Source organism: Treponema sp. TIM-1 (assembly GCF_046533115.1).
GTDB lineage: Bacteria > Spirochaetota > Spirochaetia > Treponematales > Breznakiellaceae > JAIRMO01.
Genome location: NZ_JAJQRC010000043.1, coordinates 1 through 25,796 on the forward strand (window position 1 = coordinate 1; position 25,796 = coordinate 25,796).

At 50.0% G+C, this 25,796-nt stretch carries 22 protein-coding genes and 1 CRISPR repeat array; of the genes, 8 read left to right on the top strand and 14 right to left on the bottom strand.

All coding sequences use genetic code 11. From position 1 onward, the window contains the following. A partial coding sequence (locus tag LQZ21_RS12550) for an Rpn family recombination-promoting nuclease/putative transposase (RefSeq protein ID WP_411044860.1) occupies positions 1-551 on the top strand: 551 nt, incomplete at its 5' end. Between the two features lie 328 nt (positions 552-879). Then, complete coding sequence (locus tag LQZ21_RS12555) at positions 880-2,718, top strand: proline--tRNA ligase (protein WP_411044861.1); 1,839 nt, start codon at positions 880-882, stop codon at positions 2,716-2,718. A gap of 343 nt (positions 2,719-3,061) precedes the next feature. Continuing rightward, a CRISPR array of direct repeats spans positions 3,062-5,149; the repeat unit is 36 nt; unit sequence GTCGCAATCCCTTCAAATCAGGTCAAATTTTCAAAC. Between the two features lie 267 nt (positions 5,150-5,416). Here LQZ21_RS12555 and LQZ21_RS12560 read toward each other — a convergent pair. The 13 genes from LQZ21_RS12560 to LQZ21_RS12620 form a co-directional block, all read right to left on the bottom strand. Then, positions 5,417-5,608: a hypothetical protein gene (locus tag LQZ21_RS12560; protein ID WP_411044862.1), complete on the bottom strand. Its 192-nt coding sequence runs from the start codon at positions 5,606-5,608 to the stop codon at positions 5,417-5,419. A gap of 140 nt (positions 5,609-5,748) precedes the next feature. Beyond that, positions 5,749-6,147 carry a CRISPR-associated protein Csx20 gene (gene csx20 / locus LQZ21_RS12565; RefSeq protein ID WP_411044863.1) on the bottom strand — a complete coding sequence of 133 codons (399 nt, stop codon included), beginning with the start codon at positions 6,145-6,147 and terminating at the stop codon, positions 5,749-5,751. Positions 6,148-6,149: 2 nt separating this feature from the next. Then, the gene (csx2, locus tag LQZ21_RS12570; protein WP_411044864.1) at positions 6,150-7,472 is read right to left on the bottom strand and encodes a TIGR02221 family CRISPR-associated protein; all 1,323 of its coding nucleotides are present in this window, start codon (positions 7,470-7,472) and stop codon (positions 6,150-6,152) included. Then, positions 7,469-8,641, bottom strand: a complete 1,173-nt coding sequence (gene csm5, locus LQZ21_RS12575) for a type III-A CRISPR-associated RAMP protein Csm5 (protein WP_411044865.1) — start codon at positions 8,639-8,641, stop codon at positions 7,469-7,471. The genes csx2 and csm5 overlap by 4 nt, the downstream gene beginning before the upstream one ends. Positions 8,642-8,659: 18 nt before the next feature. Then, complete coding sequence (gene csm4 / locus LQZ21_RS12580; RefSeq protein ID WP_411044866.1) at positions 8,660-9,538, bottom strand: type III-A CRISPR-associated RAMP protein Csm4; 879 nt, start codon at positions 9,536-9,538, stop codon at positions 8,660-8,662. A gap of 11 nt (positions 9,539-9,549) precedes the next feature. After that, a complete protein-coding gene (gene csm3 / locus LQZ21_RS12585) occupies positions 9,550-10,242 on the bottom strand; it encodes a type III-A CRISPR-associated RAMP protein Csm3 (RefSeq protein WP_411044867.1) in 693 nt (230 codons plus the stop codon). A 21-nt stretch (positions 10,243-10,263) separates the two neighbouring features. Further along, positions 10,264-10,782, bottom strand: coding sequence for a type III-A CRISPR-associated protein Csm2 (csm2, locus tag LQZ21_RS12590; RefSeq protein WP_411044868.1), 519 nt, complete (start codon positions 10,780-10,782; stop codon positions 10,264-10,266). 19 nt (positions 10,783-10,801) lie between these two features. After that, a complete protein-coding gene (cas10, locus tag LQZ21_RS12595) occupies positions 10,802-13,069 on the bottom strand; it encodes a type III-A CRISPR-associated protein Cas10/Csm1 (protein WP_411044869.1) in 2,268 nt (755 codons plus the stop codon). A 7-nt stretch (positions 13,070-13,076) separates the two neighbouring features. After that, a complete protein-coding gene (gene cas6 / locus LQZ21_RS12600; protein WP_411044870.1) occupies positions 13,077-14,015 on the bottom strand; it encodes a CRISPR system precrRNA processing endoribonuclease RAMP protein Cas6 in 939 nt (312 codons plus the stop codon). A 97-nt stretch (positions 14,016-14,112) separates the two neighbouring features. Beyond that, complete coding sequence (locus LQZ21_RS12605) at positions 14,113-15,867, bottom strand: ATP-binding protein (protein WP_411044881.1); 1,755 nt, start codon at positions 15,865-15,867, stop codon at positions 14,113-14,115. A 107-nt stretch (positions 15,868-15,974) separates the two neighbouring features. Then, complete coding sequence (locus LQZ21_RS12610) at positions 15,975-17,132, bottom strand: LPP20 family lipoprotein (RefSeq protein ID WP_411044871.1); 1,158 nt, start codon at positions 17,130-17,132, stop codon at positions 15,975-15,977. Beyond that, positions 17,120-18,433: a COG3014 family protein gene (locus LQZ21_RS12615; RefSeq protein WP_411044872.1), complete on the bottom strand. Its 1,314-nt coding sequence runs from the start codon at positions 18,431-18,433 to the stop codon at positions 17,120-17,122. The genes LQZ21_RS12610 and LQZ21_RS12615 overlap by 13 nt, the downstream gene beginning before the upstream one ends. Before the next feature lie 106 nt (positions 18,434-18,539). Next, the gene (locus LQZ21_RS12620) at positions 18,540-19,151 is read right to left on the bottom strand and encodes a penicillin-binding protein activator LpoB (protein ID WP_411044873.1); all 612 of its coding nucleotides are present in this window, start codon (positions 19,149-19,151) and stop codon (positions 18,540-18,542) included. Between the two features lie 140 nt (positions 19,152-19,291). Here LQZ21_RS12620 and LQZ21_RS12625 point away from each other — a divergent pair, with 140 nt between their 5' ends. Continuing rightward, positions 19,292-19,636 carry a histidine triad nucleotide-binding protein gene (locus LQZ21_RS12625; protein WP_411044874.1) on the top strand — a complete coding sequence of 115 codons (345 nt, stop codon included), beginning with the start codon at positions 19,292-19,294 and terminating at the stop codon, positions 19,634-19,636. Between the two features lie 106 nt (positions 19,637-19,742). Here the strand turns inward: LQZ21_RS12625 and LQZ21_RS12630 are convergent, their stop codons facing one another. Further along, positions 19,743-20,453, bottom strand: a complete 711-nt coding sequence (locus LQZ21_RS12630; protein ID WP_411044875.1) for a GntR family transcriptional regulator — start codon at positions 20,451-20,453, stop codon at positions 19,743-19,745. A 281-nt stretch (positions 20,454-20,734) separates the two neighbouring features. On the opposite strand from LQZ21_RS12630, the gene deoC reads away from it, so the two are divergent. The 5 genes from deoC (at position 20,735) to LQZ21_RS12655 (ending at position 25,697) form a co-directional block, all read left to right on the top strand. Continuing rightward, positions 20,735-21,436, top strand: a complete 702-nt coding sequence (deoC, locus tag LQZ21_RS12635) for a deoxyribose-phosphate aldolase (RefSeq protein WP_411044876.1) — start codon at positions 20,735-20,737, stop codon at positions 21,434-21,436. A gap of 99 nt (positions 21,437-21,535) precedes the next feature. Further along, on the top strand, positions 21,536-22,648 hold the full coding sequence (locus LQZ21_RS12640) for a sugar ABC transporter substrate-binding protein (RefSeq protein ID WP_411044877.1): 1,113 nt from the start codon (positions 21,536-21,538) through the stop codon (positions 22,646-22,648). Between the two features lie 120 nt (positions 22,649-22,768). After that, positions 22,769-24,247, top strand: coding sequence for a sugar ABC transporter ATP-binding protein (locus tag LQZ21_RS12645; RefSeq protein ID WP_411044878.1), 1,479 nt, complete (start codon positions 22,769-22,771; stop codon positions 24,245-24,247). Between the two features lie 10 nt (positions 24,248-24,257). Continuing rightward, positions 24,258-25,211, top strand: a complete 954-nt coding sequence (locus tag LQZ21_RS12650; RefSeq protein ID WP_411044879.1) for an ABC transporter permease — start codon at positions 24,258-24,260, stop codon at positions 25,209-25,211. A gap of 12 nt (positions 25,212-25,223) precedes the next feature. Beyond that, positions 25,224-25,697 carry an ABC transporter permease gene (locus LQZ21_RS12655; RefSeq protein WP_411044880.1) on the top strand — a complete coding sequence of 158 codons (474 nt, stop codon included), beginning with the start codon at positions 25,224-25,226 and terminating at the stop codon, positions 25,695-25,697. The last annotated feature ends 99 nt before the right edge of the window (positions 25,698-25,796 follow it).

A 25,796-nucleotide genomic window follows, 5' to 3' on the forward strand; every position in this document is an offset into this window, starting at 1 on the left:
TAGCGATAAATATCGTAAATTACGAGTTTCTGCCCCAGGTCCCGGCATTTCACACGAGTTTTCATATCTGGGAAGATACCTATCGGGAAGTGCTTTTGACCGATGCCCTGGAAATCCACTTTATCGACATGGTAAAGTTCCGGCGGCTCGGGGAAAAGGACATCCGGAACGACCCGTTGCATCGGTGGCTGACTTGGTTTGACAAGGACAGCCCGCAAAAACTTGTGGAGGAGGTAATCAACATGGATACGGCAATACAGAAGGCCGAGGAAAAGATGTCCTATGTCTCGAACGACAAGGAAGCCCTGCATGCCTACCAAATGCGGGAGATGGCCATGTCAGACTGGACCAGTGGGCTCAACCATGCCAGGGAGGAAGGCATACAGAAAGGCAAGCGAGAAGGTATCCGGGAAGGCAAGCGAGAAGGTATACAGGAAGGCATACAGAAAAAAGCTATAGAAGTAGCCCGGAATCTTAAGAAAATTGGTATACCGATTGATCAAATAGCCCAGGGAACCGGGCTTTCCGTCGAAGACATAGCAAAATTGTAATGGATACGGCGATACGGAAGGCCTCTTCATACAAAGAATCCACGGTACCATAAATTTCCGGCAATTCTCATTTTCAACAAAGGACAGATAACCACGAACCACACAAACCTCACGAACAGAGGAGAGAATTCAGGTATAAATTCCGGAATATTGAAGCAAAAAATCGTGGTTGTTCGTGTCTGTTCGAGTGGTTCGTGGTTATTTTAAACGGAGAATTACTGTCCTGATTCCGGGTCTACTTGAAAAAAACCATTCCCCCGGGTATGCTGAAAAAACTCCGCCGGTTCTGCGGTATTTTTTGATGATTATCCCTTTATAAGGACCTTCTATGAAGCTGAGTCAAACCTTTATTCCCACCCTGCGGGAGGTTCCCGGGGATGCCCTTATCGCAAGCCACCGGCTGATGTTCCGTTCGGGGATGCTCCGGAAACTCTCCAACGGCCTTTTTGCCTACCTGCCCCTGGGGCTCCGCTCCTTCCGCAAGGTGGAACGGATCATCCGGGAGGAGATGGATGCCATCGGCTCCTTGGAGATTAAGCCCACGGTGGTGGTTCCCGGTGATTTGTGGAAGGAATCGGGCCGCTGGGAGACCATGGGGGAGGCGCTGCTCCGGGTAAAAAACCGGCTGGGCACGGATTTTGTGGTGTCCCCCACGGCGGAAGAGGCCTTTACCGCCCTGGTCCGGGACGAACTTTCCAGTTACCGCCAGCTTCCCCTAAGCCTCTACCAGATCAATACCAAATACCGGGACGAGATCCGGCCCCGCTACGGGGTAATGCGGGGCCGGGAATTTGTGATGAAGGATGCCTATTCTTTCCATACCGATGAAGACAGCCTGGACGAAACCTATCAGGCCATGGGCCGGGCCTACCGGCGGATCTTTAAACGCTGCGGCCTTACGGTGATCCCGGTACGGGCGGACTCGGGGGCCATGGGGGGGAGCGGTTCCGAGGAATTTATGGTGGAAAGCGAGATCGGGGACAATACGCTGCTGCTCTGCCGGGCCTGCGATTACGCGGCCAATGTGGAAAAAGCTGCCTGTAAACCCGACTGGGCCGGGGGGGAGGGGATTTCCCCGGAAGCCGCCCGGACCGCCGCGGCTTCCACGGCGGCCATTGAAAAAATCGACACCCCCGAAGTAAAAACCATCGAAGAACTCTGCGGTTTCCTCAAAACCGATGCCAAAAGGTTCATCAAAACCCTGATCTACCGGGCGGTAAATGTGGAACTGGATCTGTCCTCCGCGCCGGGGAATCACCGGGGCGAAAAACGGCCTTCCGGGGAGCTCAGTTACGGCGAGACTTTTTTCGCGGTCCTCATCCGGGGGGATTTGGAGGTTAACGAAATAAAACTCGCCGCGGTCCTCAAGGCCTCGGAAGTGACCCTGGCGGCGGACACCGATGTGGTGCGCCTGACCGGGGCGCCGGTGGGTTTTGCCGGCCCTGTGGGTCTGGAAGGGATCCCCATCATCGCTGATCTTTCCGTAACCGCCATGAATGACGCGGTTACCGGCGCCCTGGCCCGGGACCTCCACTATACGCACGTTGCCTACGGCAGGGACTTTGTCCCGTGGCTGGTCACGGATATCCGCACCGTCAAGGCCGGGGACCGCTGTTCCCTCTGCGGGGGGGAACTCTACGAAAAAAAGGGGAACGAGCTGGGGCACATCTTCAAACTGGGGTATAAGTACACCCGCTCCATGCAGGTAAGCTACCTGGACGAGGCCGGCAAAACCCGGATCCCCACCATGGGCTGTTACGGCATCGGCCTGGACCGGACCCTGGCCAGCGTGATCGAGGAACACCACGACGAGGCAGGGATCATCTGGCCCATGACCGTGGCCCCCTATCAGGCGATCATTATCCCCATCAAATACGACGGGGCCGTGAAAACCGCGGCGGACGGCCTTGCTGCTGCCCTGGAAAACCACGGGATCGAGGTGCTGTTGGACGACCGGAACGAGCGGCCCGGGGTCAAATTCAACGACGCGGACCTCATGGGCATCCCCTTCCGGGTGGTGCTGGGGGACAAGAACCTGAACCTGAGCCCCCCCATGGTGGAGGTCAAACACCGCGCCCAAAAGGAAAACCGCCTGATAGAACTGGGCCGGGCCACGGAGGAACTCACCGGCCTTGTGTACGGGGAATTGGCGGAACTCAACCGGTAGTAGTACCGTGTAAACTTTAGAAGAGGTTTAACCACGAACCAACACGAACGGCACGAACAAAAACGGTACTTTCAAATGAAGGGTTTTGGTCTTGGTGGTATTTTGGGTTATATATCAATATTTTTGGTTTAATAAGGGTATTTATGCCCTTATTGTCATAAACAATCCGGTACATCTAAAGGAATTTAGCCATAAACCATCAAACTATCTGAACAAAGGCATAACTTTCAAATGAAGATTTTGTGAAGGTTCGTGATTATTCGAAAGTCTGGTTTTAATATCCGTATTTTTAATCCAATCAAGGTATCACCCCATTAACGACAGTTTTTCCCGCTTTTTGCAGGTCGTAATCCCTTCAAGACAGGTCAAATTTTCAACCATGGAGTATCTGAAGGAACAGTTGGCGTTCGCAAAAGTGTCGCAATCCCTTTAAATCAGGTCAAATTTTCAAACATTATATTATAGGACTGACCGAGTAACGGAAGCCCGCGTCGCAATCCCTTCAAATCAGGTCAAATTTTCAAACAAGACCAAGTTAAGGAATGAGGAAGTGAAGTCCACGTCGCAATCCCTTCAAATCAGGTCAAGTTTTCAAATACCTGGATCAACGTATTGGTTTGGTATCGGCCCTGTCGCAATCCCTTCAAGACAGGTCAAAATTTCAAACCCGTACTCTGGCAACACTAACAATTTCTGTAATGTGTCACAATCCCTTCAAATCAGGTCAAGTTTTCAAACGCGTACTAGGAGAATACTATGACTAAGGCAGAAAAGTCGCAATCCCTTCAAATCAGGTCAAATTTTCAAACATGGGGTTACGGACGTAAAAATTAAAAAACTTACGTCGCAATCCCTTCAAATCAGGTCAAATTTTCAAACGGTCTATAAGGCTGGGTCCCTGCAAGAAATCCATTAGTCGCAATCCCTTCAAATCAGGTCAAATTTTCAACCATGGAGTATCTGAAGGAACAGTTGGCGTTCGCAAAAGTGTCGCAATCCCTTCAAATCAGGTCAAATTTTCAAACCCCCAATCAATTTGTCATCCCCTTCATTTACAAGTCGTAATCCCTTCAAATCAGGTCAAATTTTCAAACCAGGTTATCAGAACGCGGGGCAACGACACCGTAAAGTCGCAATCCCTTCAAATCAGGTCAAATTTTCAAACTTATGATAACGATAAAAGGTTACAACGAGGACCATCGGTCGCAATCCCTTCAAATCAGGTCAAATTTTCAAACTTGTTGAGTCGGTCGGCGGTACCGGCAAACAAACGTCGCAATCCCTTCAAATCAGGTCAAATTTTCAAACTTCACCAACGAACAGATTGACGCCTGGTTTGAGTCGCAATCCCTTCAAATCAGGTCAAATTTTCAAACTCCAATACCCCGTATATCCACTAGTGATCCATTGTCGCAATCCCTTCAAATCAGGTCAAATTTTCAAACGAAGTGTGCCGACGCTATGCTTGCGGAATGGGAGAGTCGCAATCCCTTCAAATCAGGTCAAATTTTCAAACTAAAGGGGTTAGATTCATGGGAGTAGAAGCAAAAAGTCGCAATCCCTTCAAATCAGGTCAAATTTTCAAACCGGGTGACTGCCCGATATGATTGTCAAACGTCCCGTCGCAATCCCTTCAAATCAGGTCAAATTTTCAAACCTAACTTGTGTAAATGGTTGTATCGGCTGGATGCAGTCGCAATCCCTTCAAATCAGGTCAAATTTTCAAACGTTCGCGCGCCAGTGGCTGGAGGACAATGGTTAGTCGCAATCCCTTCAAATCAGGTCAAATTTTCAAACGGGAAGACACTATAACCGTCGCGGTAACGGTCGGGTCGCAATCCCTTCAAATCAGGTCAAATTTTCAAACCCGGCAAAACAATCGGCGCGCGGTATATCGCTGAGGTCGCAATCCCTTCAAATCAGGTCAAATTTTCAAACGCGATAATAGAATACCACGACGGATCAATATCGGTCGCAATCCCTTCAAATCAGGTCAAATTTTCAAACCCAAGGGAACAGAACTAAGGGTATCAATCTATAAAGTCGCAATCCCTTCAAATCAGGTCAAATTTTCAAACTTGAAAAATAAACTTGATCACTAGGATCAATATATATGAGTCGCAATCCCTTCAAATCAGGTCAAATTTTCAAACGCCTGCACGTCCTCCTCGGTAAAACCCAACGTCGAGTCGCAATCCCTTCAAATCAGGTCAAATTTTCAAACAAGGTATCAAAATGCCGAAAATGGCAAAGGAGAGGTCGCAATCCCTTCAAATCAGGTCAAATTTTCAAACCTATAAGTTTTCGGACGGTACTTACAACCCCGAGTCGCAATCCCTTCAAATCAGGTCAAATTTTCAAACTTGAATGGCTGCTTGGTTAAGTGATGTCTTACGTCGCAATCCCTTCAAATCAGGTCAAATTTTCAAACCGTCCCCTTTGTAATTCCTTGTATTATAGATAATTACAAGGCAGAATTCGCGAACCTCCATCAAGGTCTCAGATTTTTTCTGTTTATACGCCAATAAATCCTCCTGTTTTATCATAATTCCTTGTATTATAAGGAATTAAAAAATTCGCGAACCTCCCCCGGATTGGGCGGTTTTTGTCGAACTGGGAACTTGACGCAGCGCACCGTCCTACTTCAAATGCCCCTTTAAGCTAGTAGACGGTAATATCTAAAAGTGGCAAATACGAACTAATGGAATTTAACCACGAAGGCGAATAAGGCGAAGAAGGAAGGATGAAGAATTAAGAAAGCATGAGGAAGCCCCCCTACTCTTCTTTTTTTCCTCGTCATTCTTAATATTCCCACGGTGACTGACCCCATAAGAAAATCACCCAAAGGCAAATAGGCACAAAAGGACGGAATTACTTCATTTTTTTCCATTTTCGACTTCCTTCTGCGCCTTCTTCGCCTTTGTGGTCATTTTCTCTAGCACAGTTTTAGATGTTACAAGGTACTAGGTATATCTTTTTTTACCATATTTTCCTATTTTCCGAAAGTCCTCTTCGCAAAGGGGATGATCCCTAGCAATAATCCTTGAAATACTGATACCTCCTGAAACAGATATGCTCAAACTCGTAGCGCCGCCGGACCTTTTCCCCTTTCCGGCTTTCAAGGGCTATCCGTTGGGTTACCGCATGAACCGGAACAAGACCTTTTTGCAGGGCAAAATCTACCAGGGCAAAGTTGGAACCGGCCTCTCCCTGGAGTACCGCCACATCGCCGGCAGCCGCCCCGGCAAGCCAATCCGAAAAGGGCTTTAACTGAAGGTAGGTCAATTCTTTTATCGTAGAAACACTGCTCCATGCCCGTGAGACTGCTTCCGGCGGATAGATAAGTTCCTCACAGGCAAAATCAGCGAACAGTTCCGCCTTTTGCCGTTCCGTCAAGGCGTGATTCAACAGACAAAAGGCCTTGGCCATGGCTAGCCTCCTGCTCCTCCGGCGGCAGGAGGCTTATCAGCGTTTTTTTTATCCGGGTTTACCTGCTCAAAATATTCATGTACGGCATTTTTACAATTTTTTAGGGCAGTCCATACTTCCTGGGAGGTAAAGGCCTTGCCTCGGTTATCTTTGTATCCTCCGTGGGCTATACTGTTTCGCACCCATTCAAGGGTACAAAGGGGACCATTTTGAGAGAGCGCATCTCGTTTTGTTCGGTATTTATTTTTGTAAGTAGTGTCCCATGCGTTATAATTCCCAATTTCATCAACCGAGCCGTAGTATTCGACGGTTCTGGTTTCCAGGGCTGCCTGCAGGGTGATGATGGCCTGGGTTCTCAGATTATGTTCTTCCAGCAGCCGGGAGAAGGCGCGCAGGATATCGCTGGTCAACGGATGATCTGTTTTTTTGATTATCTCTTTCCTCAAAAAATCCTGCAGTTCAAGAATCCAATCAGGTTCTGTCCCCTTATGCGGACGGGAAAGCGCACGCTTGGCATCCTGTATCCACCGCCACATATCCAGCGAAAGGTTACATTCAACAATCGTACTGAAACGGATAATTAAATTCTCCCCTTCATCCCAGGCATCATGCAGAAACGCCGCAAGCCGCCTGCCGTCGAATTTACGGAAAAACAGATTTTTCGCCGCGCTTATATCGGAAAGCCTCCAGTACTCCGATAGATCCCGGGCAGGGGCAGGGGAGGCCGCGTCTTGGCGGATCTCACCATAGATAAGTTCAACCTTCCGCTGGGAATCCCCGGCCAGGCCGAATTGCAGGGCCTGATACACCAGCAGCGGCATGGACCTGAAGCCGTGGGTAATATCCAGGAGTATGTCCGTATCCTCCGCAAGTTCTTTTACCAGGGAACTATAGACCGGAAAGATTTCCGGTATGGTGGCGGCGCTGATTTCCGGGGTATGGTATTTTATAACCACAGGAACGCCGGTTTTTTTTGTCAGGGCTTTTTCCAGACGCTCCCGGGATTCCGGGGTAATACCTGCGGTGGTATCCGCTTCACATTCCTTCACGAGCCGCTCCCATAGGTCCGTATAGTCCCCGGGTTCGCCCCCTGGATTGGATTGCATATCCGCAAGCAGGACATCCCAATTTGAGGTTTGGGTCCCGATAAGAATTATTTTCTTTACCGGCTTGTATTCCGCCTGGAGCAGGGCCTCAAGAAATAAACTGGTTTCATAGATCGTTCCGTTGGGGAATTGGTATTTGATCGTTTTGTAGCCTTCGGATTCCCCTTTTTTGTTGTACTGTCCGGTACCGACAAATGAAATAAGCGTATAGTTACTCATACAGTCTCCTTTATGGTCATAATACACCAGCCTATGGGGACAAACTGCCCGTTATAGCTGAATACGGTTCTGGTGTTTCCCGAGCCCAGGTCTCTCTCCCTTCTTCTGATTTCCGGTTTTCTGAAATTCTCGTTCAAGGTTACGAATTCCACCTGGCTCCAACGTCCCAGGCGGATAATAAACCGGTCCTTTTCTTTTAATGCGGTTTCCAGTTTCTTTTTTAGTTCTTCGATGATGCCGGTAGTTCCGTCAACAACATTTTTATAGAATTTTTCATACTCGCTTTTGAATTCATCCCAATAAAAATAATTACAGGATTCAACGATGTTTTCCATGGATAATTTTGTGATCCGGGAGGGGGACTGTCCATATTTACCGGGAAAGGAAACTGCCTGTAAATCCGTATCAATGGTGATAGAAGTCTCCGCGGAAGCGGCGCCCTCCAGCAGTTCCCCCCGGATAACCTCCGCCTGAATTTGCAGCTTGTCAAGGGAGAAAAGAGTATCCTTGGTTTTGTTACCGGAAATGTTTTTAAGAAGCCCCACCAACTGGGTATCTTTCGCGGAAAACGCAGAATCCCTGATCGAAATACAGCGGAAGGGATCGTTTTTTGCGTCATCATAGTCCAGCACCTTCTTTTGCACCTTAGACTCGTTTGATTCCCGTAACAATGCCTCATACGCAGCGTTCTCCAGATCCTCCAGCCGGCTATTTAATACCGCCGTCCGTATGGAGCCTTTAAGCGAACTTCCGGGAATGACCGGACGCGTGGAACCTTCGGGCCGGTACATGGACAAAACCCGCGCCGCGTTATCGTAAGGGTCTTTCGCACGGTTATAGTTGTAAACCTGTTCAAATTCTTTGGTTATATCGCAGAGATAATCAAGGTCATCAAGGGTACAGTTCGCCTGAAAAAATGACTGCAACTCTCCCATGTTTCCGTTAACACCGGCCCGTTCAAAGGCGCTGAGATCCTTTTTTTCGGCAATAAGCCGGCGCAGAATCTTATCGCTGGAATATTTCCAATACATGGTTTTAACAATAGTCCCGGCCGCGGTCTTTGAGGATGATTTGGTCAATTTGTAATCCAGGGGAGTCAGTTCCTCACCGGTACCGATATGGATACCCGTGAGGGGTCTGATGGTGAGGGTATAGGTTTTCTTTGCCATAGCTGCTCCTTCTCTTTTTCAGGAAATCGGTACCACCGGGGCAAAGGCGGATTGGCAAATGCGGGAATCCCGGTGCATAGCAGGCAGCATCTTACCCGCGAATTGCAGCGGCTTTTCCGCGGTAAAGACCGCCCCTTCGTCATAGAGGACCACGGTTTTCTTGTAGGGAGATTTGTTGGCGGCAAAGGCGCCGCCGAGTTTGCCGGCGCGGATAAAAATATCCCCCCGTAGCGCGGTAATGCCCGTTCCGCTGTCCTTTACAAAGGGGCCAAGGGCCATGTAGGTATTGCCGTTTTTCTTTGCCCGTACCGCCTGGGGCGCTGTTTTTATCGTGATCTTACCCTTCCCTATGGAGGCATCCGCGCCGTATCCATGCTCAAAGGCCCATTCACACAGTTCTTGTACCCGCTCGGCGCTGAAGGAAGAAAGGATATAGATGTCCCAGTTTGGAATCTTGCTCCACATTTCCCGAACCGAATATAGGCCCCCCGCAAGCACCGTGTTGCTTTCCCGGTCAATGGTATTATGCAGTATCTGAACCGCGGTAAGGGGATGGTCATCCTCCCGCCTTGTTTCAGGGATCCCCTCCACATATTCCGAGGCGGCGCAGTATTTGATTTTTTTGCGGTGCTTGATCTTGGCGTAGGTATCCGCATCCAGGGGCGTTTTGCTCCGCTCCTCCGGTTCAGGGATAGGTTTACAGAGCGCGGCCTCCGGAAAGGCGCTGGAAACCACCAGGGCCGGGGTATCGCCCCCCTCCAAGGCAAGGAATTCCGCGGCCTTTTCATCCCCTTCGTGGTTCGCTATACCCCAGACCATATGCCCCCAAATGGTATCCCCCTTGAGGGGTGTTACCAGGGGAGAACATAAGGTAAGGGTTATCCGGTATAAAGTCATCCTGCCGCCGCCTACAGTTCTATCGCCGTGCCGGTTTCATCTTTTACATTGATAAAATCAATCCGTCCGTTTCCCCGAGTCCCGCCGCCGCCCAGATAATCGTTTTTCAGCAGCTTGAGGGCCTTTAAGACTACCGTGTCAAAGTTGGTAGTATCGGTCTTACCATCGTCGTTGGTATTGATGATCCGGTAGACCAGTTCAAAATCAAATTTTACCCCCGGGACAACCCGTTCTATGGGCCGGGGATTCGCCCAGGCGGTAATTCGGTTAATGCTATTTTCGTATTTTTCTTCGACAATCGCCTTCCCGTCATCCATTTTTTTCTTGTCCTCTGCGGAAAGAAAGGCGTCCCGGACGATGAGACGGGTCGGCCCCGTTTGATGCTTCTCCTTGCTTTCCTTGCTCTCATCGCTGTCCTTGCTGTTATTGGCGCTGCCGAATACCCTGCATATTGGGCAGTCCGCCTTACCACAGTTGCAGGGCTTCCCCTTGTTGTCCTGTACTTTCCCCAAATGCCATTCCAGGAGGGATCTCATCTTTCCCTTGAGGGAAGAACCGGGGATATAGGGCTCCCGGGTCAAGGGATTCCTGATTATCGGATTATCCATGCCGCCGATTTCGATCTTGTCATTCCCCGCGCCGATGTGCAGCCCGGTTTTAACCACGATCTGTCCGCTTAGTTTTTTTAGTCCAATCTGTTGCATCGTATGTATCCCCCTTCTCCCTTAATCTCTACTCTTCGGAGCTTTTTCATAGTAAAACCCATAGACGGCTTCAAACAAGGAAACAAACACATGGTAATCCTTCAACTCCTTGACCAGATCAATGCCCTGGATTATAAAGGATGCAAGGTTTTTATAGACCTTTTTTTCCGGCGTCTCCTTATCCGATAATTTTTGTTTGATCGCCTTCGCAACCGTATAGCTGACCTTTGATTTTATCATCCTGATGTACGGAAGCTGGGCCTCCCACTGATCCGGTGAGACCTCAAGGATCTGATCATACCGTTTTACCTCGTCAAAGAGGCGCCGCAGTTGGGTAATGCTGACGCCTATCTTGAAATCCTTGATATAAAAGTAAAAGCTCTCCCCAATCTCCCGCGCTGTTTTGTCAAACAGATCCGGCTTGATCTTTTTATCCGCCGTATAAAAGCCGTCAATAGTAACCGGCTTCGGTGCAAGCGGCGCTTCATGACGGCCGTGCTGTCCCCGGTTATCACGATTATCCTGATTTCCGTAGTCCATACTCCCTCCTCTTTACCCCCTAAGGGCTCTCTGATTCTTTTCGATTCGCGTATAACCCGTAACTTACCGCGATACGGGATTTGATAATATTCTCCGTTGTTCCAAAACCGGAAAACCAATCCCGTACCGTGGTATCGGCTATATTTCTTGCGATCATATACCTGAAATTACTGATCCATAAGCGGTTCCGTGCATCCTGAAAATTCCGCAGATCTCCCTTTTGAACCTTCACGGCCCGGTCGGCAAAATCCAGCAGCCGGTAAACGACCCCGGAGGATAATCCTTTTTTACCGTCCGTTTTATGCTCCTGGATATAATCGTATAATTTTTTGCCGTCGTTAAGGGCCTTTTCGTAATCTTCCCAGCTTACGGTGGTATCGAATACGGTGATGCTGTTTTTTACCAAACGAATATTTCCCGGATCTCTGTGCTGCTTTGACTCCTCCAGGGCTTCTTCGGCGTTCTCCGCGATATCCCGCACCGGAAGAGTCGGACTGGTCAGGCTGATTCCTCCCGACAGGGTTAATGACGGGTTATTGTTGGTAAACCGCGCCAGTTCTTTTCTAAAATCCACAGCGAAGTGCATAACCGTATCCCAGGGGCCCACTACGCAGAGATCATCGCCCCCGGAAAATACGGTGTAAATATTCTGCCGGTATGCTTCATGGCTGCGTATAAAATGGCTATAGTACGCTGAAAAGAAATAATGCAGATACCGGCTCAGCTCCGCATACCGGGCGAGGGACACCCTGCTGCCCAGGGAAGAAGAAAAGACCAGCCCTAGGTTATCAATGTCCGCTTTAAACATGGCGATTTTTTTGTTTCCCGTGGAAGCCTCCGCGATATCTTCAAAGGTCTTAAGGATGCCCCGCTTTTCATCCGCCCAGGGTGCAATATAGGGCAGGAACATGACCGGACTACCCGGGTTATACTCGTTTATGGTATACCCAAAGGAAGGCTCGTTTTTTTGCCGGATCTCCGCCATTTCACCAAAGGGAAGCAGTTGTTCGGTTTTTAGGATAATTTTATTGGTATGCAGCAGCTTACCGCCGATGCGGATTAAATCCGAACAATTACGGCATAGTTTCTTGTCACCGCCGCTATCGCCGTAGGGCAGTATTCCGGGCAAAAAAGCGCAGCAGGCGCATTCCCCGTTCTCTTGCAGGCTTTCATAATGGGCTTCCAGTACCGGCCCCACGGCGTCCAGATAGGCCTGCATTTTACGCTGTTTCGCTTCCTCGGCGCAGGTTCCTATGCGATTGAGCAGGTCCTGAACCTTTCCCCCCTCAAAATCCCCGTCTCCGGCGGGAACACCCTCGGACAGAATAAATGACAGTTTGCCGGCAAATTCATTGATAAAGTACTGTTCCAGTTCCAGCCTTAACCGGGGAATCTTACCGGCGTTTTCCGGGGTATGGGCAACCAAAAGGAGAAACTTGCCCCCCGCAGAGGTGATGATGCTCTCCCGGCCTCCACCGAACTGCCGGGCAAGGTATTCCGCGATGATCTCGCTTAAAGCCCAGAGCTGAAAACTGCGGGCCCGCAGCAGTTTGGCGTTTTGTTTTGCGTCGTTGAGATCAAAGATATATTTCTGAATCCCCGATATATCGCCGTTGATAAACAAGAACCGTTGCTTGTTTTCCCCGGCAGGGGCCGCAACCGTTTCGGTCTGCGCCGCTTCATGGCAGCGGTAGAGCGCCCCGGCAAGGGCCGTGAAAATTCTCGCATACTGATAGAGGCTTACATCGGTTTCATTTTTCTGGTCAAAAGGGATACACCAAAAGTAGTGTTCAAAGAGGGTATCCAGGGCGGACATAAATTCCCCATAGGGCTTATCCTTGAGGGCGTGAAAATCCTTCTCGAATTTTTCAATCAGATCCCGGTACTTCCCCGGATCCAGGGCCTTCTCAAGCGAGGGGAGGATCTCATCCCCTGCAAGGGGCAGGAGCCGGCAGTAGGCAGGACTGCTTTTCCGGCCGTCCATGCTGACCGTGGAGAGCAGATGGACCAGCGGTTTTACCGGGGTCCCGGTCTTTTCACCCTGTTCTCCGGCGGTTTCACCGGCTGCCGCGCCGCGGCTCAAATGTCCTGCCTGACCGATAATCCCCTCGTCATCTTCAGAAGGATTGCAGCCATGGGAAACCAGCCGGATAACTTCCTCCTGCCGTATATCCTGGGGGAAACAGTCTTTGACGGAATCTAAGAATCCGGCGCGGAGAAACGGGCCGGCAGCATGCAGCCATGCCCCAAGAATTGTTTCGTTATAGCTTGCGTGTTTATCCACCATGCCTCCTTCACCCTTTTTCCCAAATATCGATCTTCCCCAAGCCAAAGTTGGTATTCTTGCCGGCGTGAAAAATCTCCGCAAACCGCAGCAGCGCGTATTCGTAGGGGCTGAACTCCCCGGATAGTACCATGGTTCCGGTAACCCCTCCCAAGCGCAGGGGCTGTTTCTGCCGGGCTGAGTAGTGGGTATAATCGCGCCAAACCAGGCTGCGCTCGGTTATATCCCATCCTTCCGAAACCCGGTATTCCCCTGATCCGCCCTCCCCCCCATTGCGGGGAAAATCATTAACGCCGTACTGGGAACAGAGGGTCTGTGCCCGCCGGTGAAGACAGAGGGCAAAATCACCGGCGCTGAACCTATCGGTGTACCGGCCATCCACCTTGAACCGGAGAGGCGCCGTGATCCGTACCATCAGACTTTTCTGCATAGCTGCGGCGGATGCCTCCGGTTCATATTCCCATACCTCTGGCGCAAATCCGGTATCCAGGGTATCTTCATCTATCAGGAGAGAACGGCTTCCGTCCCGAACATCACCTATCGTAAAGGAAACCCGTTCCTTTAGTACACCCGATTTCCCGCTATTTTTCAAGGCATAATAAAAATAGGGAAGGTACTTAAGCGCCGCACCAAGAAAAATCATATAAATAGTGAGAGAATCCGCCGTTACATCGCTGAATTGTTCAGTTTCCAGTATTATCGGATGCGAGATCCGATCCCGGCCCATAAGGACCTGATTGTTTTTAGGGACAATAGATTCAAAGGCAAATCCATAGGCGCAGGACTGACTGAACATACATTCGTTACAGGTACTATTGTGGGACACACAACAAAGCCGGCGAAGCTGGCTGCCGATAACACTCCGTAGGACAAATACCGGGGGCAGGGTAAAGCTTACTTTTTCAGTAAAGGAAAGGGTAAATCCCACTTTTTTGAAAGACAACTTCATCGAATATGCCACCTTAGTCTAAATTACTGGGTTTGATGCAGTAAGTTAATCTTCGCCAAAAAGGAAGAACCGGCAGGACCCCCAGGCCGGTAACCCCTTACCGCTCCCCCAGGAGGGATTTGAGTTCCTGGATCTCCTGCACCAGTTTGGTACGGTCGGGGTTCCGGTAGCGCCGGGGCACCATCTCCTTGGAGGTACACTCCAGGACGGCCACCAGGTTCTGGAGTTCTATTTCGTGGGGATAGGCCGGGGGAATAAAGTCCGCCAGGGCTTCTTCCATGTCTTCCCGGCTTACAAAGGTACGATCCGACATGGCGGCCCGGAGCTTTGCCCGGATCAGTACCGCCTCCAGGTCGGCCCCGGAAAATTCGTGGCGGAATCTTTTTAGCACCTCGGAGACGGGGAATTTACGGATGGAAAGGTCCAGTTTACGCACCAGTACGTCGAATAGGGCTTCCCGATCGGCGTCGGTATCGGGGTAGAACAGGGCCAGGTGTTCCTCGGCCCGGCCCTGGCGTTTGAGGTCTATGGGGATAAGGTCGGGACGGCAGGTAATGAGGAACCAGATGATCCTGCCCCGGTATTCGGTATTCCCCATAAAGCTGGCGATCTGGGCGAACACCCGGTTGCTGGTCCCCGAATCCCCCTCCTGGTCCCGGTCCCCCAGAAAAGCGTCGGCCTCGTCGATCATCACCGCCACGGGGGCCATGGAGGTAAGGATATTGAGGACCTTTTCCAGATTCGATTCGGTAACCCCCTGCCACTTGGACCGGAAATTGCGGAATTTGACCATGGGGATCCCGATTTCGCCGGCAAAGGCGCTGACCATAAAGCTCTTTCCGGTCCCAATCGGCCCGGCAATAAGGTAGCCCATGGGGAGTACGTCCAGCCTTCCCAGTTTTATCGCCCGGGCGGCGTTTTTAAACCGCTTTTTAACAAACTCATGCCCGGACACATAGGAAAGATCATGGGTGGTCTCCATAAATTCCAGCAGCCCCGCCGCCTCGTTTTCGATGATCTCCTTTTTCTTTAACCGCAGGTATTCCAGGGACAGTGGTACATCTTCGGAGTAACTCTCCATGACCAGCCGGTTGAGGTTGAGGAGGTTAAGACCGCTGGTGATGGCCGCCACCCCTTCAACGGTTATGCTCCGGTCCGGCAGAAAATAGCCTTTTTTTTCCATAAAATTAAGAAAACTCCCCCGCACCTCCCGGTCGGGCAGGGGAATACTCACCTTCACCGTGGAGGGGGAGCCCACCAGGCGCTGGGACAGATCCGCCAGGTTTTCCGTGAGGAGGATGATCGAAACATCCCCCCGGGTGAATATGGGGTCATGGGACCAGCGGTTCAGGGTCACCAGGCAATACCGGTCTTCTTCGGAGAGGCGGATCATATCTCCCCCGGGGATAATGGTCTCCGCGTAATCCAGGATCAGCACCATCCGTTTTTTCCGGGGGATGTTCATAAGAAAATATTTTTCCAGGTAGAAAAAACTCTGCTCCGGCTCGGTGGCGATAAAATCCGCCCCGTCAATGTCAGGATACCGTTCCGCCATGGCCGCCTGATAGGAACGGGTCATTTCGTCGGAGTAAAAGGCTACCCCGCTGGAGCGGTCATAGAAGGCGATAATGTCCCGGCTTCCAAAGAGGACTTCGGAAATATAGTCCTGGATCCGGGCAAAAACAAACTCCCCCTCGTTCATCTTGTGGGGAAGCAGATCCCGAATATTCCCATGGATGATATACAGGTTGGTGGTTTTAGACAGGTATTTATAGGATAATTCCTGGGCCCAGGCAGGCAAAATCCGTATAAAGGGCAGATTTTTTACTATGAGCTGTTCATCGTCCACCATAATCTCTCTTAAAAAAACCATAACACAAAAAAGGGCCTTCCGCAATGAGGGGCGGGAATATCCGGGAAGGGGATTCTGTCGAGGCTATGACGGTGGAGGGCTTTTCCCTATTCACCGGCAGCCGAAAATTGAGCGATATAGGCGTCCAGAACCGGCCCGTAGGTTTCCTTTATCTTGGTTTCCGCTGCCCGAATCGCCCGGTTTTCCGCTTCGGGAATGGAAAGATGTCCCTCCCTTCCGTCAACCGAAAAGGGCAAAAGCAGATCCCCGGTCCGGCGGTCTTCCAGATTGGCGTCTACCACATACCGGACAAATTGGTTCGGATTATTGGGCAGGTCTACGGGAACGATAGTTACCAGGGCCGTTAAAAGGTAGGGGGAATTCGCCCCGCCGATCCTGAAGCCGGCCTTGGTCAGGACCTCCTCAAAGGCCCTGCGGATCCGGTCCCGTTGGTCATGTTCCACCGCCACCGCGATGGGTATGTTTTTGGTGATGGCGGCTATCTCCAGGCGGTAATCGTTCCCGGTTTTCATATTTACCGGAATATTCCCAACGGAACCATCCCCCAGGACCCGTAACACATTCAGAAAGGTGGTGTTGGTATCGGCGATGGCCGCGGCAAGCTGAAACCGCCTGAGCCCGTCCAGGGTATATCTTTCCCCCTCGGGGACGGCGGTCAGATCGTTGATGAGCCGTTGGTTGGTGTTTATCAGATCCCTATAAAGCGCCGCTGTTTTGGCCCGCTCCATGACCGCCGCCGCGTAATAGGTCCCGCTGCCGTCAAACCAGAGATCCTTGATCTCCGCGCCCACCAGGGAGTCCATCTCCGCCGATGTTTTGATCAGGTTGACAAAATCACTGTTCCCCGAAGCGGAACTTATGGCGCCGCCGCTCAGGGCCTCGGAATAAACGATGCGGGATTGGGCTTCCGACTGGATGGACTGGCCGAAAATTGCCGTGAGGGCGGCCAGGGCCCGCCGTTCCGCCGTATTCCGGTTATTACCGTATCCCACCGCGGAGATATAGGTTCTCCGGTCATATACCGATTCGGGGGCCGTAACCCAGCGGGGCTCGATACCGCCGGAGCTTATCCCCCCCGAAGACCCGGGGGTAGGGGAGGAACCGGCCAACACGGCATCTATCTCGGCCGATGCCGATGCGATAAGGGCATCCACATCATTCCGGGCCTTGGTAGTACCCGGTCCGGTACTTTGGCAGCCTAGAAAAAAAATACCTAATAAAATCAGGGGGCTTATCTTAAACATATAACCTCCACCAGGTTGAGTCTGTTCGCTTGTACCGGTACATCATCATACCGGAACGCGGCGATTTTTCTACCCCCCCGGTTATAATAATTTACCGAAAAGGAATAAAGTCCGGGACGAAGGGTGATCCCCCCCACATAGGCCTTGGCGGGAAAATACCGGGACAACCGTAGATCCGCGGTTTCGCTTATCTCCGTAAAAATCTGGGTACCCAGCCCGAGGAGCCCAAAGACCGCGCCGGTAAGCCCTTCATCGTTCCGGCCGATTTCGTCAAAGACCACGGCGGTAACCCCCTTGGCAGTCGCCCGGATAATGGATTTAAGGTAAATCACCTTGAGATGTTCCTTAAAGGTTTCCCGGGCCACCGCCTCCATATCCTCAAGCAATTCCAGGGTAAACCTTTCCTGATTATCAAAAAGCACCTCAATACGGCCGACCTCGGAACTCCGGTATACCATCACCGGCAGGGCAATTTTAATATAATTATAGTTTAAGAGGGGGATCCGGAGGGTGGATTGCTCTTTAACCGGGGATAAACCGCTGAAACCTATCACGTTAAGCCGGGCCATGCCCGGGGGGACCCTCAGTTCCTCCCCAAGGGAAGAAGGGATGGGGTAGGTATACACCTGGGGGGCGCCGGCAAAGGCAAGCCGCAGTTCCTCCAGGTCAATCCGGGCATCGTCCGCCCTACCTTGCCCCCGGTAAAAAAGGGCCCCCAAATAACGGGCCAGGGCGGAATTGGAAAACTCCGTGGAACCGGTATAGTCTTCGCCGGAAAGGTTTACCTCCGCTTCTTCTAGGACCTTTTGCCGAAGATTGGAGCTGAGGGTTCCATATTTAGTGGCCAGGGCCTGTAATTTATTGTTCATCCGCCGGATCTCGACCAGGGCGCCTTCTGGATCCTGCCGGTGGTAATAATTAAGGGCATTAAAGACATTACTATAGATGTCCTCGTAATCCTCCCCGTCATAGGTCCGGACCTGGTCGTTTACGAGATAGGAGGCGATCCCCTGGGTAAGGCTTTTGGTAAAGGCCGCTTCAATGGCCCGTTCCCCCTCCTCAAGGAGCCGCGAGGATTCCTCAAAATCCCGGGCATAATGGGCAAGCATCCCCTTGTCAAGGTAATATAAGATAAGGTCCGACTTATAGATGTCTTTTTTATCCGCCTCCAGGGTCTCAATCCCCGCCGCGAAATCTTCCCGGGCCACCGCGTTATCGATCTTGGTGTAGGGGTTCGAAGCACAGGAGGCAATAAAAAAAACAGCTGAAATGAGGAACAACCCATTTAAGACCTTTTTCAAATCTTTCCCCTTGGAGGATATAAACATTAAGGAACCGCTCAAAACTAAAACTTGAGCGGTTGCCGTCAGTCCCTTAACAGGATTACCATAGCTAAGGCCCAGGCTGCTATAATTTGGTACTTGGTCTTACAATTACTTTCTTGATTTCGTTGTTCTGCCCCATCCAAAGCCGGGCGGTACTCTCAATATCACTCAATTCGGCGGATACATAATAGGTTCTGGTGGTGGTTTTTCCGGCCTGATCCACAATAGTCCGTACGGTTCCGGTAAGTAGAAAATCCGCCCCCAGCTCATTGGCCAAAGCAGCGGCGGTATCCTCACTGGCATAGCTCTGCTGCTCCGCCCGCTCCGTCCGCAGTTCCCCCCGGGATACCCCCCCGGCCACGGGCAGGGCCTTTCCGCTGTCAAAGATGGCCTGTTCCATAATCGTGGTGATGATGGCCGTATCTATATGTTCATCACTCTCGTTCCGAAAGGAACCGACCAGAATTATCGGAAGCTCCCCCTTACGGGCGATAAATTCCGCCACCCGGGGAGATTTAAGAAACGAGGCGATCAAAGAATCACAGACAATCGTCACATCCGTATTGTTCCAATATCCGCTTAAATCGGTCCGGGTATCGGCATCGACCCTGCTGACCTTGGGATTTGAACTACAGGCTGCCAGTAAAACCAAAATAACCATACAAACCGGCGCCGCGGCAAAAGACCTTTTCATGGAACAACTCCTTCATATCAAAATATCATCTTCAATAATACTATAAAAACGATAAATTATCCAGTTCCCCTATTGCCTAATAATTACAAGGCAATATGCGCTATTTTCAATGTTCCGTCCCTATGATATCATACTATTTTATGAGTGACTGTATTTTTTGCAAGATCGTTGCAGGGGAGATTCCCAGCAAGAAGATCTATGAGGATGATGAATTCCTGGCTTTCCATGACATTACCCCCCAGGCGCCGGTTCATTTTCTCTTGATCCCTAAAAAGCATATCCGGAATATCATGGAACTGGAGCCCGGGGATATTGACCTTGCCGGCAGGCTGCTCAACAAGGCCCAGGAATTGGCCAAAGAACAGGGCTGTACCGAAAAGGGGGCCCGGTTTGTGATCAACTGCAAGTCCCATGGGGGACAAACCGTGGAACACCTCCATATCCACATCCTGGGGGGCCGGTTTCTCTCCTGGCCTCCGGGTTAAGGGAGGGGCTTTGTTTTAGGGCGATAATCCTGCGCCGCAGAGCTTGTCCGTATAGTTGCCGGGTGTCTCCCGGCGTTCCCCAGGTAAATCGTGGATCTCGAGGAATTTACCGCCCCGAAGTCTTAACCTCAAACTGGTATCGGTCCGCCCGCATGGTGCTTATATCGTAGGTTATGGGCCTTCCGGTTTGATAAGTAACCCGGTGTATTTCCAGCAGGGCGGACCCGGTCTTGATATTGAGCATCTGGGATTCAACAAAATCCGCATTCTTGGCAAAAATGGTATCAACGCAGGAATCTATAAAGATGTCGAATTCGGATTCCAGAAATTTATATAACCGGGAGATCTTTCCGGACTTCTCATCCAGCCCCGGCGCCAAATCCACGCTGATGTAGTTAAGCAGTATTGCCGTGGGAACGGTATCCGCCGAAAGTACCCGTTGAATCCGGTAAAGGCCGGTATTTTCCTTTACGCCGAGTTTCTCCGCGATATGTATGGAAGCCTCTATCCGGTCTATATAAATATCCTTAATGATTACTTCATAACCCTTTTGCCGCAGGGTGTCAGAAACCGAGGTTACCCGGTTCAGGTTTTGGGTATACTGGTAATCCAGCACCCTGGTACCCCGGCCCTGTTTTACTTCGATATACCCGTCGGCGGCGAGCATTTCCACCGCCTTCCGGATGGTGGTCCGGGAGACCTTGTAAATAGCCTCCAGCTTATCTTCGGTGGGTAAAAAATCACCGGCCATATATTCACCACTGGTGATGAGTTTCCTCAGCTTAAAATACACATCCTGGTATATCGGATTTTTCACGGTTTTTCCCTTTGGCGGCCTAGTATACCGTCCCCTCGGCAAAACATCATTATCTTTTTTAGCATAGGCTATTTTTATTTTTTTTTCAATTAGGAAGGAATAGAAAGGAAAAGATTAGGGGGTGATCGCAAAAAAGCGGGTTAAAAAATCCTAATTCCGGAAACATGGCAATTATCTAAAAAAATATACAAATTTTTGTTGACAACTATAGATCATTATGTTATTATTTTTTTATCAAAAGATAATAACCTTTTTGGTTTTATAATTATAAAGGGAAGTATATGCCGTTATCCCATACCGAAATTGTCCGGTTAATCGATGTAAGCTGCGTCCGGACCGATGTTACCTACCGGGAAGTAGAGCAAATCGCCGCCGCCGCAATAAAATATAACTTTATCTGCGCTTTTGCCATGCCCTGTTATACCGAAAAATTGGGGGAACTCTTAAAGGACTCTCCGGTTATGCTGGGCGGGGTGGCCGGCTTTCCTTCGGGGGCGGATACGGTGGCTCAAAAGGTCGATTGCGCCAGGTATATGAAATCCGTAGGGTGTAAAGAAATCGATATGGTGATCAATGTGGGGGCCCTTCAGTCCGGGGACGATGTATATGTCCATAATGATATCAAAAAGGTCGTAGAAGCGGTATATCCCATACCGGTTAAATCCATTCTTGAATGCGCCTATCTTTCTGATGAAGAAATTATACGGGCCTGTAACATAGCGGTTGAGGCCGGGGTAAGTTTTGTCAAATCGGGGACAGGTTGGGCCGCTAAACCGGCTACGGTTGAAACTATCAAGATAATGAAAAATGCCGTTGGGGATAAAACCTCGATCAAGGCCGCCGGGGGGGTACGATCCCTTGCGGTTCTTGAGGAAATGTATGCGGCCGGGTGCCGGAGGTTCGGCATCGGCCTGCGTTCGGCCCTTGGCATATTGAAAGAGGCCTATCAACGGGAGGGTAAGCCTTTTGAGGAGATAAACTAGCATGGATATTACCGGGTTCGCAGTTGGTGTTTTAAGAAAGCAGGCGGATAACAAAGTAAGATCCCTGACTTTCAAACAAATAATATCAGGAGGAACGAGATGAAAAAAATTTTCCAATTTACGGTGTTGCTGTTTGTTATTACTCTGTTTGCGCTTATAACTGCCTGTTCCGGCGCTGAAAAGGCCGATTCGGCAGCTCAGACAGCCCCAGCTGCCGACGCTACGGTCGAGCCGGCTCAGCCTGCATCCGCGCAAAAGTCGTTTAATGTCAATGGCAGCGGTAAAGTTGTCGGCGTGGCAAGCCAACACATGGGTAACGCGTGGAACAAGAATTCCGTTCAAGCAATCAAGGATATTCTTGAACCCTATGGGTTTACGGTGAACCATCAGGATGGTGGCGGTAGCACTTCGGCTCAGGTGGCGGCGGTAGAAACCTTTATTACCCAAAAAGTTGATTACATTATCGTATCCGGCGGGGAAGGCGGCGCTTTCAACAGCGTTTCCGTACAGGCAAAAAATGCCGGCATTCCGGTAATTGGGGTGGATATGTTCCTTGACGGCGGCATCACGGGTATCATGTGCGATAACTGGAGCGGAGGGGTACAGATGAGGATCTATGCGATCAATAAAATGAAGGGTCAGGGAAAATACATCCTGCTGGACACTTCGGGCTGGGCCACGCTGCTCTGGCGCGGTAAAGGCGCTGAATCGGTACTGAATTCCTTCAGCGCAATCAAAAAAATCGGAGCCACCCGGGAAGTACCTGCTGTCGATCCGGTAACCGAGGGATATGAGATTACCAAGGCCGCTTTGCAGGCAGATCCGGATATTAACGCCGTACTGATTACCTGGAACATGCCCGCTATCGGCGTATATAACGCGCTGCGGGAATTGAACAAGATAGATCAGGTTACCATTATAAGCGCCGATACCGGTGATGATGTGATCAGCGCCATGCTTGAACCAAATGCCGGCGATTGGGGCTTTATGGGACAAAATTCATACGAGCTGGGTACCCTGGCGGCGGAATCGGTTCTTACCCATGCGTCAGGAGGAGTTGTCCCCTTTGCCCAGATCGGTACCACCTATTTTGTTACCAATGATGATTACATCAAGGGCGACCTGAAGACGGTAAAGATTCAGACCCCGGAGGATCACTGGAAAGAAGTGCTTGAGCCGGTTCTTGGCTCTCTGTCTGACTATATGGATTAATGATACCGAGGGTATTATAAACCATCGGCCGTAATATAGATATGGACGTGGTCCTGCCTATATTACGGTTGCTTGTTTTTTTTTGAGATCGAAATGGAAAAAAACACGGTTATACTAAAGATGAACGACGTAAAGAAATCCTTCGGCGCAACCCAGGCGCTTAAAGGGGTAAATCTGGATATTTACGCCAATGAGGTTCACGCCATAGTCGGGTCCAACGGAGCCGGCAAATCCACCCTGATGAAGATGCTGGCGGGACTGTATAAACCCGATGAGGGGACCATTGCTTTTGAAAATGAAGATATTACCGGGCTTTCTCCCCTAGAAACCCAGCGGAAGGGGATCCAGGTTGTCCATCAGGTCTTGAATATAGTCCCCAGCCTGAGTGTTTTTGAAAACATACTCCTTGCCATGCCGCCGGTAAAAGCTGGTTTTCTTAATTGGAAATCCGGTATAAAAAAAGTGGAAGAGACTCTCAGGCTTATCGGTTTCCCTCTGGACTTGAAGGCAAGCGCCGGGCTGCTTTCGGTTTCAGAACAGCAATTTATTATCCTTGCCCGGGCCATTGTCAACGAAACAAAAGTTCTGGTCTTGGATGAACCCACCGCCCGGCTCAGCCTGGAAGAAACAAATAAGCTCTTCAATATCATCAGAAAGATGCAGAAAAAGGGGACTACCATCATTTATATTTCCCACCGCATTGAGGAGATATACGCCATATCCGACCGGATCAGCGTTTTCCGGGACGGTTTGTGTGTTAAAACTGAAAATACCGGGCAGTTTAAAGAGAACGATCTGGTTAATTCTATGCTCGGTAAAAATATCGATGTGTTTTTTCCTAAAAAAAAGGTAACTATCGGCGGCGAGCTGCTACGGGTACAAGGCTTAAGCTACCAAGATAAGATCTTTGGAATCGATCTCCATGTTAATCAAGGGGAAATTGTAACCATGGTCGGTGCTGTGGGTTGCGGACAGACCGAGGTACTTAATTGCATTTACGGAATTATCAACGCCGATTCGGGAGAGATTACCCTGAATGGTGAAAAGCTAAAACGAAACCATAGCCCCCGGGAGGCGATTCAACAAGGTATTGCCTTGATTCCCGAGGATAGGGCTTCCGAGGGGATGATCGCCGATTACGATATAAAAAACAATATTACCGCAATCAATATGCGACAGATTGCGAAATACCATGTGTTAAGCGATTCCCTGGAAGGAAAGCTAGCTTCCCAAATGGTGGATCGCCTTAATGTGATCCCCGCTGATATCAATTATACCATGTCCGCCCTTTCGGGAGGTAACCAGCAGAAGGTAGTGGTAGGAAAGTGGATGACCGAATCCTATAAGCTCTACCTGATGGATGAGGTTACCGCAGGGGTAGATATAGGTGCCAAGGCGGAAATCTACAAACTTATGGGGGATATCGCGGCAGGCGGAAGTTCTATTCTGCTTTCCTCCGGGGATATTGAAGAGGCGTTGGGGATCAGTGACCGGATCATCGTGCTTTTTAAGGGAAAGATATTTAAGGAGCTTATTCCCCGGGAAACAACCAAAGACAAACTCTTAACCTATATCATGGGAGGGATGGCAAATAACTAAGGGCTCATCTTTGACCGGTTTTATTCAAAAATACGCCATGCCCTTGGTATTGATCGTCCTGGTTCTGATTTTACAAATTGCCAGCGGTAACAAGAACCTCCTCTCCTGGATAAATATCAAAACCATCATCCTTCAAGCCAGTGTACTGGGTTTTATCGCCCTGGGTTTGTCCTATGTGATGATCGCCGGAGAAACGGATATTTCCTTCGCGGGGACCATAGGCTTGCTGAGCGCTTCCTTTACCCTGCTGATAACGGCAAAAGGCTGGGGATATTTCCCTGCCCTGGGTGTAGTTATGCTGATTGGAGCTTTTATCGGGCTGCTTATCTCGCTTCTGGTTACCAAAGCGGGATTTTCCGGTTTCATTATTTCCATCGGGTTTATGTTTATGGGATTAGGAATTGAACGATCCTATAATGAAGGGGTAACCATCTGGCTTCGGGAACCATCGGTTCAAAAAATCGGAACCCTGGAAATAGGCGGGGTTTACGTTTTTGGCTGGATTCTGATTCTGCTCTTTGTTGTTTCCTACATTGTTATCCAAAAAACCAAATTCGGCTTTGATCTCCGGATTATTGGAGAAAACCGGGCAGCTGGTCTTGAGGCCGGGATCAATGAGAACCGGATAAAAATTATTGCCTTTATCCTGGCCGGAATGCTCTTTGGGTTGGCCGGTACGGCGGAACCTATCCGATATGGCGGATCTATTGTCGGGGCAGGACAGGGATACCTGCTTCCCGCTTTGGCGGCTTGTTATTTGGGATCCACCATGTTCAATCCCGGTAGGGTAAATATTGCCGGTACCTTTGTAGGTTCGGTATTTCTGATCCTGATTTCCAACTTTATGCAGCTTCTCTCTATGGCTTATTATTATACGCCCCTGGTGCAGGGCATCGTGCTCATAATCGCGGTGGGTATCTCGGTTATTAAGAATAAAGGCGCTATTCAGCAGGTTAAGGTCTAAGGAAGGGATGCCATGAAAAACAATAGAATCCATAAATGGACGCCTTCTCCCCGGACAGTTTCTTTTATCGTGTTGCTGTTTTTCTGTTATATCGCATTCTCCCTGTTGGAACCGGCATACCTTAAAAGCCCCTATTCGGTTTTATTGGGCGCCGCGCTTCCCGCGGTACTGGCCCTCAGTATGGGGGTGGTTATTTCCGCCGGGGGCTTTGATCTATCCATAGGCCATATGGCGGGTTTCGCAACCCTCATGTGCGGATTCTTTCTGCGTGATGTTGGTCTCCACGCCTATGCGGCGATCCTCTGTTCCGTCAGCTTGACCATGCTTATCGGCGCGGTTAACGGCATTATGGTAGCACGATTCGGGATTTCATCATTTATCACCACCCTCAGCATGCAGTTTGTTTTGGTAGGACTACGGCAGCTCATAACCGCCGGTAACAGTTACCGGGCAAATACTAATCTTTACAAAAGTATTAGCCTATGATATAATACATAGAATGATCATACGAATAAATGACGGAAGAAAATTAAACCGTGAAGCACAGGCGCAAATAAGAATTACGGCAGTGCAACGGGTGTTAGA